General features: G+C 54.4%; 12 protein-coding genes. 7 read left to right on the top strand and 5 right to left on the bottom strand.

Annotated features, from left to right (window positions below):
* The first annotated feature begins 69 nt into the window (after nucleotides 1–69).
* Entirely contained in the window at nucleotides 70–1,329 is a 1,260-nt protein-coding gene (locus J2I48_RS18650) for a lytic transglycosylase domain-containing protein (RefSeq protein ID WP_207337002.1), read from the top strand.
* Between the two features lie 100 nt (nucleotides 1,330–1,429).
* Here the strand turns inward: J2I48_RS18650 and J2I48_RS18655 are convergent, their stop codons facing one another.
* Nucleotides 1,430–2,473: a hypothetical protein gene (locus J2I48_RS18655; RefSeq protein WP_207337003.1), complete on the bottom strand. Its 1,044-nt coding sequence runs from the start codon at nucleotides 2,471–2,473 to the stop codon at nucleotides 1,430–1,432.
* Nucleotides 2,474–2,709: 236 nt separating this feature from the next.
* Here J2I48_RS18655 and J2I48_RS18660 point away from each other — a divergent pair, with 236 nt between their 5' ends.
* Entirely contained in the window at nucleotides 2,710–3,894 is a 1,185-nt protein-coding gene (locus J2I48_RS18660) for a lytic transglycosylase domain-containing protein (RefSeq protein WP_229376481.1), read from the top strand.
* A 104-nt stretch (nucleotides 3,895–3,998) separates the two neighbouring features.
* Here J2I48_RS18660 and J2I48_RS18665 read toward each other — a convergent pair whose 3' ends face one another.
* The 3 genes from J2I48_RS18665 to J2I48_RS18675 form a co-directional block, all read right to left on the bottom strand.
* A complete protein-coding gene (locus J2I48_RS18665) occupies nucleotides 3,999–5,435 on the bottom strand; it encodes a SusD/RagB family nutrient-binding outer membrane lipoprotein (RefSeq protein ID WP_207337004.1) in 1,437 nt (478 codons plus the stop codon).
* Between the two features lie 59 nt (nucleotides 5,436–5,494).
* Nucleotides 5,495–8,632, bottom strand: a complete 3,138-nt coding sequence (locus J2I48_RS18670; protein WP_207337005.1) for a SusC/RagA family TonB-linked outer membrane protein — start codon at nucleotides 8,630–8,632, stop codon at nucleotides 5,495–5,497.
* A gap of 243 nt (nucleotides 8,633–8,875) precedes the next feature.
* Nucleotides 8,876–10,126, bottom strand: coding sequence for an MFS transporter (locus J2I48_RS18675; protein WP_207337006.1), 1,251 nt, complete (start codon nucleotides 10,124–10,126; stop codon nucleotides 8,876–8,878).
* A 291-nt stretch (nucleotides 10,127–10,417) separates the two neighbouring features.
* On the opposite strand from J2I48_RS18675, the gene J2I48_RS18680 reads away from it, so the two are divergent.
* The 4 genes from J2I48_RS18680 to J2I48_RS18695 all read left to right on the top strand — a co-directional run bounded on the left by J2I48_RS18680 (nucleotide 10,418) and on the right by J2I48_RS18695 (nucleotide 14,486).
* The gene (locus J2I48_RS18680; protein ID WP_207337044.1) at nucleotides 10,418–11,557 is read left to right on the top strand and encodes a Gfo/Idh/MocA family protein; all 1,140 of its coding nucleotides are present in this window, start codon (nucleotides 10,418–10,420) and stop codon (nucleotides 11,555–11,557) included.
* A gap of 145 nt (nucleotides 11,558–11,702) precedes the next feature.
* Nucleotides 11,703–12,848 carry a Gfo/Idh/MocA family protein gene (locus J2I48_RS18685; protein ID WP_207337007.1) on the top strand — a complete coding sequence of 382 codons (1,146 nt, stop codon included), beginning with the start codon at nucleotides 11,703–11,705 and terminating at the stop codon, nucleotides 12,846–12,848.
* Nucleotides 12,849–12,890: 42 nt separating this feature from the next.
* A complete protein-coding gene (locus tag J2I48_RS18690) occupies nucleotides 12,891–13,325 on the top strand; it encodes a four helix bundle protein (protein WP_207337008.1) in 435 nt (144 codons plus the stop codon).
* 108 nt (nucleotides 13,326–13,433) lie between these two features.
* Nucleotides 13,434–14,486 (top strand): sugar phosphate isomerase/epimerase family protein, encoded by a 1,053-nt coding sequence (locus tag J2I48_RS18695; RefSeq protein ID WP_207337009.1) that lies wholly within the window; start codon nucleotides 13,434–13,436, stop codon nucleotides 14,484–14,486.
* Nucleotides 14,487–14,576: 90 nt separating this feature from the next.
* Here J2I48_RS18695 and rhaT read toward each other — a convergent pair whose 3' ends face one another.
* The gene (gene rhaT / locus J2I48_RS18700) at nucleotides 14,577–15,611 is read right to left on the bottom strand and encodes an L-rhamnose/proton symporter RhaT (RefSeq protein ID WP_207337010.1); all 1,035 of its coding nucleotides are present in this window, start codon (nucleotides 15,609–15,611) and stop codon (nucleotides 14,577–14,579) included.
* Nucleotides 15,612–15,669: 58 nt separating this feature from the next.
* Between rhaT and J2I48_RS18705 the strand changes: the two genes are divergently transcribed.
* Complete coding sequence (locus tag J2I48_RS18705; RefSeq protein WP_207337011.1) at nucleotides 15,670–16,074, top strand: hypothetical protein; 405 nt, start codon at nucleotides 15,670–15,672, stop codon at nucleotides 16,072–16,074.
* Nucleotides 16,075–16,190: the final 116 nt, after the last annotated feature.

Genomic DNA, 16,190 nt, shown 5'->3' on the forward strand with positions numbered 1-16,190 from the left:
GACCGTTCGTATAGTGGGTCGTCTATAGGGAAGCAGCCAGTACCGAAGTATCAATCTCCGTAACGTATAATGAAGAAGTGGGCGTTTTTTCTGCCTGTTGCTGCGCTGCTTTTTGGGGCATGTCGGGCAGCGGGTGCATCGCTGCCAACGGGCGCGATTACTGCCCCAACGGCTGCTCGTAGTTGCTTATCAGCGCCTTACGACCTGGCGTTTAGTCCCAACCTGGACCGCCCCCTGCCTCCCGTTTATTTTTGTGGTGAAGCCGTACCCCTGCACGAAGAAGCCGTAGCCCGTCGGCTGATAGCCGCGTTGGCCCGGAACAACACCCAAACGGCGGCTTTGTTCAGGATGCGGCAGCGGGCGGCTTCGTTTTTCCCCGTTATTGAACCCATTCTGGCACGGTACCATATTCCCGCCGATTTTAAGTTTCTGCCCCTGGTGGAGAGTTCACTGATGGGCCGGGCGGTGTCGCCGAAAGGCGCGGCGGGCTATTGGCAATTTATGCCTGCTACGGCTCGTGAACTGGGTTTGGCAGTTGGTAATGGTGTCGACGAGCGGCTGGACCTCGACAAATCGACCCATGCTGCCTGTCGGTATTTGCAATATCTGCACCGGCAGTTGGGGTCGTGGACACTGGCGGCAGCGGCCTACAATAACGGCATCGGTAACCTGCTGGGTAGTATCCGTCGGCAGCAGCACCGCAACTATTACTACCTCCGGCTCAACGCCGAAACGGGCAAATACCTCTACCGGATTCTGGCCTTCAAAGAACTGTTCAACAACTACCAGCAGTACGGCAACCAACTGCCGCAACAGTTATTGGCCAGCCTGCGCAAGCCCGTGGAGCAGGAAGCCCTCTCCCAGGCCGAGAACGTACTGTTCGACGAAGGCCTGATGGTGAGTCTGGAAAAGCAGGCAATTCTGGCCGCGCCTAACCCAAAGGCTGATTTCTCAACACCCGACGAGCGCCCTGACGATCTGCCCCTGCCCAACGCCGCCGACGTGTTTAGGGGTGGCATTAAAGCTAAACTGGTAGAAGCCGGTGCCTTGCAGCGCGGTGGGGTGTGGGTGTTCAACCTCACCCGCAACGGCATAGCCAACGACGTGGCCGTTACCGAAGGTGACCGCCTCTACGCCATTGTAGAAGACATTGATACCCAAACGGGCCGCATATATTTCCGTGCCGACAAGCTCTACACGGCCGGTAGTCAGCAGACGATGGTGCTGCCACTGGCGGCAGTCGATGCCTCGACGGGGCGCATGGGCATCAAGATTCCTGACGTAGACCAGATGAAAGCCGGGTGGACATTGACCTGGAAAGCTTTGTAAACAACCTTACTACAGCCCAGCTAAGGCCCGTTCCGATGGTTTCTGCATCCTGGAACGGGCCTTTCTGTTTTGGGGCGCTAAGGATCTCGACTAAGAAGGCTTAATGCGTCCGTATCCATTCGAAATAATCACGCTCTACAGCTACACCGTTGTACTCTTTACTAACTACTTTACCGTCAGTTCCATATGTCAGTTTGTAGTACACATGATCGTGGTCTATGTAAGGTTTTACAGTCAGATTGGTTTTACCACGCCGGGCAAATTCAAGCGGTAGGATGTCGTTGGAAGTAGCCCCGATGTCAGCAGTACCGTAGATGATGAGGATAGGTATTTTGAGCGACAGCAAATAGTTGAGGTTGTTATTATGCGAAAAAGAATAAGTGGTTCTGTAAGGATCGCCGCCCTGAATGGTGGTGTTGAGTGAATCACGGCAGATAGCAGACCAAGTTTGTTGCAGTTCTTCAATATTTCGCTGTGTCTCTGCCGGGCTATCTTCACGTGTAAATCCACGCATTCTGGCCTCACGAATCTGCCCGTTCATACGCCCTTCCAAGTGACCCGAAAAAGCAATCAAATGAGTTACTACGGAGTTGGTATAAGCTGTTTTAATCGCTACGTGGTAGCCTTCTGAGCCACCAGCTATCACTACCCGCCGAGAATCGGCCCACGGTTGCTTCAATACGAACGCCAGTACGGCATTGGTTTGACGAACATAATAGTCGAGGTAGTTGTGTTGCAGGTAGCGCGGCGGATACATGCTAGGTATGGGGTTGTTGCGGGTGTTGAAAAGTGAATCCAAATAACTACCATGCACTAACAGCGGCACCCCTGGTTTGGCAATTATAATGCTGTATTGATCGGCTTGGTGGTCATCGCAAGTAGCAGGCAATTCAGTTAGCAGCGGGCGCTTGCTTTTTGGTTTCAATTCAAACAACGGAATGGGTAATGACCCTTGCCGAAATAGGAAGATAGGTTTTTTCCTAATTAGCTCTCCCTTACCCGCGACCACCGCAAATGTGATGGAGTCACTCTCAAAAGGTATTGTGAAGGTAGTGTAGGTGCCAACATACCGGACCGTGTGCTGGCCGTAGATAGCGTTGGTAACAACCATAAAGAATAGTGTTAACAGGGGAACTTGTTTCATGGCTAACATGAGATTAAGTGTCGCAAAAGTGCTGCAATAGCCTGTATTTGCCCTGTTAACCTTTCTTAAATTCTAGCCACTTCTCTTACCTATTAGTTTTAGCTTCACCGCATGCTCAATGCCATATACGAACCAAACCAGGCCTGCGTTGTGTTCTTTGGAAGCACCAGCTAAAAATTGCCTTGAAATCAGAATCACGCATATGTAATTCGTTCATTTTAAGCAGTTTACTGCTTTTGTCTGTTGTACAATTCTCCGTTGCACAGTCAAAGGCCAAGCCGAAAAAAGCGGCTCATCAGGTTGTTGCCAAGACCAAATTACCCTCGCCGCAACCCATCCAGCGCACCAACTTCGCTGGTGAACTCGTGCCTACCGAGCAGGGCGACGTGGCTACCAAACTGGCCGTGGCGCTCATGAATACGTCGGGCTATGCCAAGCGGGTGCAACTGTTGCATCAGCGGTCGGCACCGTATTTCGCGGTGATCGAACCCATTCTGGCCCGCCACAAAGTCCCCAACGATTTCAAGTATATGCCGCTAATCGAGAGCAACTGGCAGGCCACGGCGGTGTCGTCGGCGGGGGCGGTGGGGTACTGGCAGTTTATGGACGAAACGGCCAAAGACATGGGTATGCGCATCGAGGCGGGCAACGACGACCGCACCGATCTGGTGAAATCGACGGAGGCGGCGTGCCGGTATCTGAAATCGCTCTACAAACGCCTCGGTTCCTGGACACTGGCGGCAGCAGCTTATAACGGCGGCATGGGCATGATTGAAAAGAAGATGGTGCGGCAAAGTACGCGCAGCTACTACGACATGACGCTCAACCCCGAAACCGGCTACTATCTATATAGAATGCTGGCCATGAAGGAGTTACTGGTCAACCCCGGCAAATACGCCAATATGAGTTCGGGCCTGATGGCGTATCTGGATGATCCCTACGCCCGCGAACAGCAGCAGGCCCGCAAGATGGGCTGGCTCGTGGATGAAGACCCCGAACTGACGGGCACCCCCATTGACTCGCCCGCCCGGGGTAGCGAAGCCGCCGTGATGGATAGTGTGTTGAACAACCTGCTGGCGCAACGACCCAAAACGCCCGCCATCTTCACCGGCGAAGTAGAAGCCAAATTACAGAAAGCCGGTAAAGCCGCCCTTGGCCAAAGCTGGGCTTTTACTGTAACGCAGGAGGCTCAGGTAGGTGATGTAGAACTCAAACCCGGCGACGCGCTCTATGCCGTCGTAGACGAAATAGACAGCCGGGGACAGATTTTCCTCCGTGCCACCCGCGTCATCTCTGCCGAAACCAGGGAGTCAACCCCCCTGACCCTCTCGGCCATGAACCCCGCCACCGGCCTGCTGGGAATTCCTCTCCCCAAGCACATTCAAACCGGATGGACGGTGCAGTGGAAGACGGAGTTTTAGGATTTACGATGTATGAATTACGAATTACGATTTATTGCTTACGCCAGAATAGTCTTGCTTCAGCGTAAGCAATAAATCGTAATTCGTCAATCGTACATCGTAAATCACTTCCTCCACCACAGCTTTGTTTTCATCGTGTTGCTACCACCCATGCTGGTGAGGGCGGCTTTGAAATTGTCGGTGTTGAGGTTCTCCTCGTTAGATGGGTAGGGGAGGCGTTGGGGCAGCACACCGTCGTTGTAGTTGGTGGGTGGAATTTTCAGGGCCGGAATACCCGTCCGGCGAACTTCCGTCCAGGCCTCTACGCTTTGCCCGAATAAGGCCAGCCATTTCTGCTCTATCACCTGCGTTAGCGCCGCTGTGCCGGTGCTCAACTTGTTCAGTGTGAGGTAGTCGGCTGGTAACGTCAGGCTGTATTGCGTCATCGAAGCGCGGATACCTTCTTCATACGCTTTGGCCGCATCACCCGCCGCAGTAATGCCGTTCAGGGCCGCTTCGGCTTTGATGAAGTTCAGTTCGGCATAGGATACCAGCACGCCCGGCGTAGCGCCCCGCACAAAATAATCGCCGATTTTCGAGGTCTTCGTCAGGCCCAGTGCCGAGGCGTCGGCGTTGGGCAGGCCGTTGGGAACGCCCGCGTATGTGCCGCCTCCGGCAGGCAGGGCGGCGTATACGGCCAGCCGGGGGTCTTTGAGGGCCGTCAGCTTGTCGATCAGCGTTTTGCTTACCCGATGGTCGTCGCGCGTTTTGCGGTTCTGATTGGTCGGGTTGTTGTTGGGCGCGTCGGCCAGGTACGTTAGCTGAATATTGTCGGCGTTACTTGTCAGCACGGGGTACTTCGTGGGGTCGCTCAGGATACGCGTCATCTCGGCTTTTGTATCGATGGGCGAATCCGATTTACCCACCATCCGGTTCAGAAGGCGCAGGCTCAGCGAGTTGGCAAATTTCTTCCAACCCGTCATGTTACCCGCCAGCAGAATGTCGGCGGTCTTGTCAACGGCCTTGGTGTTGATGAGGTCGCTGGCCGTTTTCAGGTCGGCCACCAGTCCGGCGTATACCGTTTTCTGCGTATCGTATTTCGGCAACACATTGCCTTTGGTGCCCAGCAGGGCCTCTTTATACGGAATATCGCCATAGACGTCGGTCAGTTGCGAGAACACATACGACCGCATAATCAGCCCGATGGCCTGGTAGTTCTCGTTGCTCGTCGACTTACCGAGATCGATGATTTTCTGGAAATCGGCGTTGGCTTCGATGTACAAATCGCGCCAGGGCGTGTCCTGAACGTCGGTAGTGAAATTGTACTGATCCACCTCCGTATACTGAATCCGGGCCAGGTGCTGTGCCCACAGCGGTCCCACATCGAGACCCAATGACCCGCCCTGTACCGAGTTAACGGCCAGCTTAATACCGTGGGGCAGCAGCAACTCCGGCGGCACGCTCGTGGGGTCGTTCGGGTTGGCGTTGATGGTATCAAAATTTTTCTCGCAGGAAGAGAGAACGAGTGAAAGAGCGAGAGAGAGAACGAGTATCTTTTTCATAGTTATACTACCTCACCCCCAGCCCCTCTCCTGCTGAGAGGGGCTGGGGGTGAGGTATTTTACAAGTTGAATCCTAGATTAAAACCAATGCTGCGGGCCGAGGGCAGGTTGCCGTTTTCGAAACCCTGTACGTTGCCGTCGCCGTAATAGCTGGTTTCGGGGTCGACATGCGGCACTTTCGAGTAGAGTAGGGCCAGATTCCGGCCTACTACCGACAGCGTGACACCCCGGAACGGCGTACGGCCAAACCACTTGTTGGGCAGCGCCACCGAGAAACGAGCCTCGCGCCATTTCACATAATCGGCGTCGAACATGTAAGCTTCGTTGTTATTCCGGTTGTAGAAATTGTGGTAATAATCTTCCGGCAGGGCTACCCGCGTGGTGTTGGGCTGGTAGCTGAAAGTGCCGTCGGCGTTCTTGATTTCCACCACGCCTTCGCCCACAATACCCCCCTCACGACCGGGTAGGGTTTCGGCCAGAACGCCCGTGTAGCGGCCAATGTTGACCGAGTGCGCAAACAATTGTCCACCCACGCGCATGTCAAACAACGTACTGAACGTCAAGAACTTGTAGGTGAACGAATTCTGAATACCGCCCGTCCATTTCGGCATAATGTTGCCAATCACTTTCCGGTCCGACGACATGACGGGGTAACCCTTGCTGTCGAAAATCAGGTTGCCCGATGGGTCGCGGCGGTAGTAGGTGCCGTAGAAATTCCCGTAGGCATAGCCGGGCCGGGCCTCTAGAATCACGTTGCGCAATAGCGCACCCGTGTTGATCTGGTAATTAGGCAATCCGCCCAGATCTACCACCTCCGACCGGTTGCGGGCGTAGTTGACGGTCACGTCCCAGCGGAAGGCCCCCGTCTTCACCGGCGAGCCGCTTAGCTCCACTTCCCACCCCGAATTGCGGATTTCGCCCGCGTTGATGATCGTGTTGAAATAGCCCGAACTCTGGGGTACGTTGGCCCGCAAAATCTGGTCGAACGTGGTTTTGGTATAATACGTCACCTCCAGGTTTACGCGGTTGCCAAACAGCCGGGCTTCAATACCAGCCTCGGTAGCCCGCGTGATTTCGGGGCGGAGGTTGGGGTTGTAGATCAGGTTGTTTTCCGAGAACGTCGTGGTAGCGCCCCAGGGGTCTTCGGCGTTGTATACCTGTGCCGTGCTATAGGGGTCGGTGTCGTTACCCACCTGCGCCCACGAGGCCCGCACTTTCAGATACGGCAGCGTAGATGACTGAAAACCAAGCGCGTCGGTCAGGACCGCGCTACCCGAAAACGACGGATAGAAGTAGCTCCGGTTGCCAGCGGGCAGGGTAGAGGACCAGTCGTTGCGGGCCGTTACGTCCAGAAACAGATAATCGCGGAAAGAGAACGTACCCGCCGCGTAGAGGCTGTTCACGCTCTTTTCGGTCAGCCGGTTGTAGTTCGTGCGCGCCACCGACGCGTTGCCAATGTTGTACAGGTTCGGGATTTTCAGCTCCGGGGCGTACATATACTGCCGCTCGAAATAGTTGTAGCGCCGGTTGCCGCCCGCGTTGATCGTTACCCGGAAATCGCTGAATGTTTTGTCGGCCGTAACCAGGAAATCGGAGTTCGACTCGCGGGTGAAGACGTTGTCGAGCGCGAAATCGCCATTAGGAATGCCCACGCTCCGCGCCCGTTTGGTGTTGCGCCGATCCAGCGACACGTCGGTACCCGTGCGGCCCATAACCGTAAGCCACGGCAGCGGTTTGTAGATCAGTTGCACATTGCCCACGATCCTGTCTTTGTCGTTGGCGTAGAGCAGCTTGTTCAAGGCGAAGTAGGGATTGTTCCAGTAGTTAAGGTTCCAGTTGCGCTGCATGGGCCACAGACTAAGGTCGGTGCCGGGTTCCTGATATTGCTTCAGGTCGTCCAGATCCACCTGCCGCCCAAACCACGTCCAGTACAGATTCAGGTTCTGCCGGTTGTCCGACCCGTCGCGGATGTAGTTGACCGCCGTACGCACGGTCAGGTTTTTGGCCAGGTTATAGCCCGCATTCAGCGCCACGTTCTGGCGGCGGTAGTTGGTGTTGGGGTACATGCCGCTCTGGTACAGGTTTGTAAACGACAGCCGCACGTCGCCTTTGTCGTTGCCGCCCGTGATACCCACGTTCTGGGTGTTGGTCATGCCCACTTCATGAAAATTCTTCACGTTGTCGGGCCGGGCAATCCAGGGCGTGGCCGTCCGTACACCCGTGGTGGGGTCAACCGGCGAGTTAAACTGCGAAATCAGCCGCCCGTCGAGTTTCGGTCCCCAGCTTTCATCTACCCCGTCGTTGGTGCCGCCGCCTTTGCCATCGACGTAGGCAAACTGCCCTTTAAAGCCCTGTCCGTACACGTTCTGGTAGTTGGGCAACCGAAACGGCGTGTCGAACGTGGAGTTGATATTGCCCGAAATGCCCAGCCCTTTGCTGCCCTTACCCGATTTGGTGGTAATCAGAATGACCCCGTTGGCCGCTCGTGAGCCATACAGTGCCGCCGCGTTGGCCCCTTTCAACACCGAGATATTGTCGATATCGTCGGGGTTGATGGCCGAGGCGCCGTTGCCATAATCAACCGTCACGTTGTTGGTGTTGCCTGTGCTGCCCGGTGCGGTGTTATAGCTACCATTGTCAATCGGGATGCCATCGACCACAAACAGGGGCTGATTATTACTGCCGATGGAATTAGCCCCCCGAATGAGCACCCGCGATGACGCCCCCGGCTGCCCGTTGGACCCCGTCACCTGCACTCCAGCAATCTTCCCCGACAGAGCGTTGACCAGGTTGGTAGGCCGTGCCTGCGTCAGTTCCGAGCCTTTCAATTCCTGGATGTTATAGCCCAGTGCTTTCTTCTCGCGCTCGATACCCAGAGCCGTCACCACCACTTCGCTTAGTTGCGAGGCATCTTCGGCCAGAGTTAGTTCAATTTCGGTGCGGTTGCCCACGGTCACTTCCTGCGATACGTACCCAATGTACGAGATCACCAGCTTGTCGGTGGGCGAGGCCGAGATCGTGAAGCCGCCATCTGCGTTGGTAGAGGACCCGGTGTTGGTGCCTTTCACGAGCACGTTAGCCCCCGGCAGGCCCGCCCCGTTGGCCGATAGCACCCGGCCTTTGATGGATTGAGCTATGGCACTGCTGGCGCATAGCATCAGACAGAGCAACAGCCCATACAGGGTATATTTTCTCATAATCGGTTGACGTTAAGATAAACAGGTTGTATTCTAATATTCTGTAATTCCTGAAATATTCAACCGATTATTTGGCGTTAAAAATATATTACAAAATTTTCAATAATAATTAAAGATTAATTAAAAAATATCATAGAAGGATGCAATTTTCTACAAGTGTACCTGATCGGGCACAAAAAAGCGGTGCCCGATCAGGTCTGGCACCGCTTTGAGTAGAACCCCGCCACTACGGTGGGGTGATGCTTACAACTGTGGCTGTTGAGCTGCCACTTCATCCAGGCTGTGGTCTACTTTGCGGTTGCGCATGAAGAAATAGAGACCTGCGAAGGCCACGATCAGAATAATGGGGAACGTGGTCATTTTAGTCAGCGTGGCCTGTCCGGCAGCCAGTTCGAGGGCATCGCCCGTGAGGCCCGTGGCGGCTTTGGTAACCCGTTCGCTATCAATCCATTTGCCAATGATGGGCTGGAAAATAGAGGTTGAGAACATGCCCACGCCCCCCACAATCGACATGCCCAGGGCACCACTCAACGGAATGCGTTCGGCTACGAAACCGATCATTGTTGGCCAGAAATAGCACACGCCAATGGCGAAGAAAATGGCTGCTACATAGGCCATTGCGCCCGTTTGAGTGCTGAACAGGTAGATACCAATCGTGGCGAAGATAGCTCCACCCAGCAGTACGCCGGTTTGGTCGAGGCGATGGATGATTGGTCCACCAAAGTACCGGCCAACAGCCATCAAACCTGTTACCAGGGCCAGAATCAGCATGGGACTAGCACCGCTTTTGCTCATAATGAGGCCCACCCACTGTTGCGGACCGAACTCGGAAATAGCCGTCAGCGCCATGCAGCAAAAGATAAACAGGTAAAGCGGCGTGAGCATAGCCTGGAAGTTTTTGCCCAGCGACGTTACACCTTCTACGCGTGGTTTTGGAAACGCCTGGCCGAAAAACAGGAACGCATAGATGAGGGTCGGCACCATAATGGCCCAAATCTGAGCCTGCCACGAAAAGCCACCGTCGGTCATGAACTTCGACAGCAGGCTACCCACCACAATGCCACCAGGGAACCACATATGGAAGCGGTTCAACTGTTTGTTCATCTGTGCCCCTGAATACATGTCGGCGATCAGCGGATTACAGGCGGCTTCGGTGCAGCCGTTGCCGATGCCGATGAACAGTGTCGAGATTAGTAGACCCGTGTAACCGCCCGAATAGATTGTGAGCAGAATACCCAGCGTATGGGCCACAAAGGCCACCGTCATAATAATTCTTGGCCCAACGGTATGGTATACCAGCCCCCCAACGATCATGGAAATGGGGAAGCCCAAAAACCACATCGAGTTGATAAAACCCAGTTGTTCGGCGCTCAGGCCAAACTCGGTGCCTAGCTGCGGCAGAATACCCGCTCGTATGCTAAACGAAAAGGCGGTGGTGATGAGAGCAAAGCAGCTTGACAAAAAAAGCCGCGATGGATTGACGGTTTGGTTCATAATCGGAAGGAGATAGGATGATTTTGGTGAAACAAGTAATCTCGGTTTGCGAATAAAGCGGATTCGTGCGGCTTATTACCCGGTTGTTATGCTGAATTGCACATCCAGCACAACCTGGCTCCCCTTAAAAAGTAAATCAGCCCCCTTTTGCGATTTCCTTATATAAGGGTTGCTTCGGGGCCGTTGCCCGTCCTTACTTTGCAGCCTAAGCCTTACCAACGTCTGTTTATGACTATTCAGCCCGACAAGAACCCTACGTTTATTCCCTCCACTACGCACCGCAAGCTCCGCATGGGCATGGTGGGCGGTAGCCTCGACGCCTTCATCGGGGCCGTACACCGCCGCGCCGCCGTTCTCGACAATGAGATCGAACTGGTGTGTGGGGCTTTTAGCTCTAACTCTGAAAAATCGCGGCAAACGGGCCATGCGCTTTACCTGCCACCTAATCGGGTTTACGACAATTTCGAGGCCATGATTCTCCGGGAAAAGGAGCTTCCCGACGGTGAACGCATGGATTTCGTGACCGTCGTGACGCCCAACCATATGCACTTTGCCCCGGCCAAAATGGCCCTCGAAAACGGCTTCCACGTGGTCTGCGACAAGCCCATGACGCTGAACCTGGCCGAGGCCCGCGAGCTAAAACGCATTGTGGAACAAACCGGCCTGCTGTTCTGCCTTACCCACAACTACACCGGTTACCCGATGGTGAAGGAAGCCCGGGCGATGGTGAAAGCGGGCAAGCTGGGCAAAATTCGTAAGGTCATCGTGGAATACCCGCAGGGCTGGCTGGCGCAGTTGGTGGAAGCGACGGGGCAGAAACAGGCAAGCTGGCGCACCGATCCGGCCAAATCAGGCGCAGTGGGTGGCGTGGGCGACATCGGTACGCACGCCGAAAACCTCGCCGAGTACATTACGGGCCTGAAAATCACTGAACTCTGCGCCGACCTCACCATTTTCGTGGAAGGCCGCCTGCTCGATGACGACGCTAACATGCTGCTCCGGTTCGACAATGGTGCCAAGGGGCTACTCACCAACAGTCAGATTGCCAACGGCGAAGAAAACCCGTTCTCCATCCGTGTCTACGGGGAATTCGGTGGTTTAGAGTGGCATCAGATGGAGCCTAACACGCTGATTTACAAAACCAACGAAGCCGGTGCGCGTCTCATTCGCACGGGTGTGGGTGACCTCTCGCCCGAAGCACAGGCCAACACACGCCTGCCCGCCGGCCACCCCGAAGCGTTTCTGGAGGCCTTCGCCAATATTTACACTGCCTTTGCCCAAACCCTTCGCGCTCGCCTCAACGGCACCGAACCTGACCCCATCCGCCTCGATTTTCCCGGCGTGGAAGAAGGCGTTCGCGGCATGGCCTTCATCGACACCGTCGTCGCGTCGGATAAGTCGTCGGAGAAGTGGACGAAATTTATTTCGTAAGGTATCGGCGTACCCCCCCGCCCTAAAGGGTGCTTTGCTTACGCGTAAGCAAAGCACCCTTTAGGGCGGGGGCGGTCCCGCGTCCGGGGTTACGCCGATTAAAAACACAAACCCTTTTTCTTTTTTCACTAATTCGCTCATTCTAATGACTAAAATACAAGTTGGTGTCGTTGGCACCGGTTTCATTGGTCCCGCGCACATCGAAGCCCTCCGTCGGTTGCCCAATGTCGAAGTCGTTGCGCTCTGCGAAGTGTCGCAGGAACTGGCCGAAACCAAGGCCGCACAGTTGGGTATTCCCCGCGCCTACACGTTCGATGAACTGTTGAAGCAGGACGACATTCAGAGTATCCATATCTGCACGCCCAATTTCCTGCACTATAGTCAGTCGAAAGCGGCGTTGCTGGCGGGTAAACACGTCATCTGCGAAAAACCGCTGGCGAAAGACCTGCACGAAGCCGAGGAACTGGTGCAACTGGCCAAAGAGTCGGGCCTCGTCAACGCCGTGCATTTCAACCTCCGCTACTACCCGCTGGTACGGCAGATGAAGGTCATGCGCGAGAAAGGCGAGCTGGGCGACGTCTACAGCATTATCGGCTCGTATTTGCAAGACTGGCTCTTCTACGAAACGGACTACAACTGGCGCCTCGAACCTGACAAATCGGGCGACTCCCGCGCTATTGCCGACATTGGGTCGCACCTGATGGATATCATCGAGTACATCACGGGCCTGAAAACGACCGCCGTACTGGCCGATTTCAACACGATCCACAAGACGCGGAAAAAGCCCCTGAAGCCGGTAGAAACCTATTCGGGCAAGATGCTCCAGCCTGACGACTACGCCGACGTACCCATTAACACCGAAGACCACGCCAACGTGCTGCTCCGGTTTGATAATGGCAACCGGGGTGTTGTCACCGTGTCGCAGGTGTCGGCAGGGCGCAAGAATCAGTTGAAGCTGGAGATTTCGGGGTCGAAAAAGACGTTCGCGTTTGATTCAGAATCACCCAACCAACTCTGGATGGGTAACCGCGACGGCTTTAACCAAACCGTGACGGATGACCCCTCGCTGGTTCACGCCGAAGTGCGGTCGGTAATCGGTTTTCCGGGTGGGCACAACGAAGGTTTCCCCGACACTTCAAAGCAGATGTTCAAGGAAGTTTACGCCGCTATCGAAGCAGGCAAACAGCCTGAAAACCCGACGTACCCTACGTTTGCCGACGGTTATCGGGAGTTGCTCATTTGCGAACGCATTCTAGAATCGAACAAAAGTCAAAGCTGGGTTGAGGTGTAGTGAAAGAGTGAAAGACAGAAAGAGCGAAAGAATGGTTTTGCAATGACCGAGAGCTATAATGGTGAATTTGACTGGGATGAAAATTGGCTTGGTGAACCTGTCGCTGATTATTCCTCTTTTTCTAAAAGCCAGTTTTTGGAAGATGTTGGTCGCCGACTGACTAATGTCATGCTTCGATGTCTGACGGTTTGTCGGGCACTTCCTAATCGTTATGAGGCACAGCATTTTAGTCATCAATTGATTCGCTCTGCTTCTTCTTTCGCTGCCAACTTTCGTGCGGTTCGTCGAAGCCGGAGCAGCAAGGAATATTTCGCTAAGTTAAGTTTGGTAATTGAAGAGTTAGATGAATCGCTTTTCTGGCTCGAAACGCTGGTTGCTGCTCAACTTGTCCCCGAACAGCGATTGGCAGACTTGATCGACGAAGGGTATCAGCTTTTAAAAATTCTCTCTAAATCCCGTAAAACAGTGAGCGACTGACAATCATGGAGTGAAAGAGATAAAGAGTGGTTCCTATGGCTTATCCATTGACCTGTTTATGCCAGCGCAATCACTCTTTCGCTCTTTCATTCTTTCGCTCTTTCACATATGAAATCACTAAAAGGACCAGGCATCTTTCTCGCGCAATTCATGGGCGACGAAGCCCCCTTCAATTCGCTCGATTCGATTGCCCGCTACATGGCCAACCTCGGCTACAAGGGTATCCAACTCCCCACTTGGGACCCCCGCGTGATTGACCTGCAACAGGCCGCCGACAGCAAGACCTACTGCGACGAACTGAAAGGTAAACTTGCCGACATCGGCGTGGAAATCACTGAGCTGTCTACTCACTTGCAGGGGCAGCTTGTAGCCGTTCACCCCGCCTACGCCCCTATGTTCGACGGGTTTGGCCCGGCAGAACTGGCGGGAAAACCTGTTGAGCAACAGGCATGGGCCGTCAATCAGATGATGCTGGCTGCCAAGGCGAGCCAAAATCTGGGTTTAACGGCCCACGTGTCGTTTACGGGTGCCCTGCAATGGCCGTTTGCCTATCCGTGGCCCCAACGCCCCGCCGGTTTGGTCGAAACGGGTTTTGCCGAACTGGGCAAACGCTGGAAACCCATTCTCGACGCCTTTGACGATGCCGGTGTAAACGTGGGCTATGAACTACACCCCGGCGAAGACGTGTTTGACGGAGCTACATTTGAGCTATTTCTTGATGCCGTAGACAACCACAAACGGGCGGGGATCAACTACGACCCCAGCCATTTTGTACTGCAATGTCTTGACTATCTGGAGTTTATTGATATATACCACGAGCGAATCTACGCCTTCCACGTCAAAGATGCCGAGTTTAACCCCACGGGTCGGCAGGGAGTTTACAGCGGTTTTCAAAGCTGGGTGAATCGCGCTGGTCGGTTCCGTTCTCTGGGCGACGGGCAGGTCGATTTTAAAAGCATTTTCAGCAAAATGGCGCAGTACGACTACGACGGCTGGGCGGTGCTGGAGTGGGAGTGCGCCATCAAACACCCCGAACAGGGTGCCGCTGAGGGTGCTCCATTCATCCAGAACCACATGATCCGCGTCACCGAGCGCGCCTTCGACGACTTCGCCAGCAGCGGCTCAGACGAGGCCTTTAACAGGAAGGTGCTGGGATTGTAAAGCAGAGAGGTAAGAGGTAAGAGGTAAGAGGGCTGACGCATGTATATGCTTGCGTCAGCCCTCTTACCTCTTACCTCTTACCTCTCTGCTTTACAATTGGCTCCCCATCCCAATCAACACGGTCGACAAAATAATGATACCAAGACCGGTGTAGACGATGCGGAGGGTGGAGGGGCTGGAGCCGCGCCACTCGTGGAGGACCAGGCCCCACAGCGTGCTGAAGGTGATGATGAAGGCCATGTGCAGTGTCCAGCCCGCAAACCGGAACGAGTCGCCCAGGTACGTGTCGCCCATGCCGTAGAAAAAAAACTGGAAATACCAGACCGTTCCGGCCAGAATAGCCCACAAGTAGTTGTTTTTCAGTAGCTTACTGCTGTCTAGGTAATCGCCGAAGCTCTTGTTGCGGGTATTCAGAATCATGCACCAGATGAAATTGGTGGTGAAACCGCCCAGTAGGAGTACGGGATAAATAGCGTTGTTTTGGTAGAGCGGATCGGTGCCGTTTTGCACGGCCAACACCGCAATAGGGTGCCCGGCGGTGAGGCCAAACGAGAAGCACGCGCTCAGAATACCCGACACCGTGGCCACGCCGATACCCTTCCGCAGATTGAATTCGGCGACGGTGGCTTTCTGCTGTTCTTCGTTCAGTTCGCCCTCTTTCCGGAAACCCGCCAGCCCACAAACGGCGATGCCGATGAGGCAGACCACTACGCCCGCCAGCGTAAACTGACCCGTGCGCGTGGTAAGCAATTCATTAAACCTCCCCGCCCAGATGGGTGGTACCAGCGTACCGAAGGCCGAACAATAGCCCAGTGCCACGGCCATACCCAGCGAAATGCCCAGGTAGCGCATCGACAAACCGAAGGTTAGCCCGCCAATACCCCATAAAACGCCGAAGAAATAGGTCCAGCCCAGGGTGGCTATGTCGGCAGCCATGATGGAACCAACCAGGTTATGAACCGTGAGGCTACCCATGATCCAGGGTACAAGTATCCAGGAGGCCAGCCCACCCACAATCCAGGCACTTTCCCACGACCAGCCTTTTACGTTACGGAATGGTAGATAAAACGAGCCAGAGGCAAAGCCGCCAAAGGCGTGAAAAAGAACACCCAGAATTGCAGTCATCGAGATAGGGTAGGAGATTGGTTATAGAGGCTGGAAGATGCATAAATCTCCCCACATTATGATCCCTCACTTACCCAGGCTTACTCAACCACCACCCGCATCGGCGGACCGCCCCGGCCCCCTCCTTACCAAAGAGGGGGCCGGGGCGGTCCGCCGATGCGGGTGGTACAAACGCAAAAAGCCCCTCGGTTGCGAGGGGCTTTCTGTAAGCGGTGGCGAAGAATATTACTTCGCTGAGTCAGACGCCATTGATGATGACATGGCTGAAGTTGATTCAGCACCGGTAGCCATCGTGGTATCCATAGATGACGTAGCTGACGAATCCATAGACATGGTTGACGTAGAGTCTGAAGTTGTAGTTGACGTGGTGTCAGCTTTCTTCTCGCAGCTAGTAGCCAGAGCAAGGATTGACAATACGAACAGGGCAGATTTTGCGAAGCCTTTCATGATCTTATGTGTTTAAATGTTATTGGTTAACTTTCCATACGTTAATACTGGGGCACGAAGAAGGTAACCCACCTTCTGTGAAAATTTTTTAATTTTTTTTTGGGTTACCCTTGGCCCTCATTTTGTATTAAG

This window comes from Fibrella aquatilis (assembly GCF_017353255.1).
Classification (GTDB): domain Bacteria; phylum Bacteroidota; class Bacteroidia; order Cytophagales; family Spirosomataceae; genus Fibrella; species Fibrella aquatilis.

Bases quoted from the DNA above. Each gene is read 5' to 3' on its own strand.
- J2I48_RS18685 (WP_207337007.1), top strand. From the start codon at position 11,703: ATGACTAAAATACAAGTTGGTGTCGTTGGCACCGGTTTCATTGGTCCC.
- J2I48_RS18650 (WP_207337002.1), top strand. From the start codon at position 70: ATGAAGAAGTGGGCGTTTTTTCTGCCTGTTGCTGCGCTGCTTTTTGGG.
- rhaT (WP_207337010.1), bottom strand. From the start codon at position 15,611: ATGACTGCAATTCTGGGTGTTCTTTTTCACGCCTTTGGCGGCTTTGCC.
- J2I48_RS18695 (WP_207337009.1), top strand. From the start codon at position 13,434: ATGAAATCACTAAAAGGACCAGGCATCTTTCTCGCGCAATTCATGGGC.
- J2I48_RS18690 (WP_207337008.1), top strand. From the start codon at position 12,891: ATGACCGAGAGCTATAATGGTGAATTTGACTGGGATGAAAATTGGCTT.
- J2I48_RS18680 (WP_207337044.1), top strand. From the start codon at position 10,418: ATGGGCATGGTGGGCGGTAGCCTCGACGCCTTCATCGGGGCCGTACAC.
- J2I48_RS18670 (WP_207337005.1), bottom strand. From the start codon at position 8,632: ATGAGAAAATATACCCTGTATGGGCTGTTGCTCTGTCTGATGCTATGC.
- J2I48_RS18655 (WP_207337003.1), bottom strand. From the start codon at position 2,473: ATGAAACAAGTTCCCCTGTTAACACTATTCTTTATGGTTGTTACCAAC.
- J2I48_RS18665 (WP_207337004.1), bottom strand. From the start codon at position 5,435: ATGAAAAAGATACTCGTTCTCTCTCTCGCTCTTTCACTCGTTCTCTCT.
- J2I48_RS18675 (WP_207337006.1), bottom strand. From the start codon at position 10,126: ATGAACCAAACCGTCAATCCATCGCGGCTTTTTTTGTCAAGCTGCTTT.
- J2I48_RS18705 (WP_207337011.1), top strand. From the start codon at position 15,670: ATGATCCCTCACTTACCCAGGCTTACTCAACCACCACCCGCATCGGCG.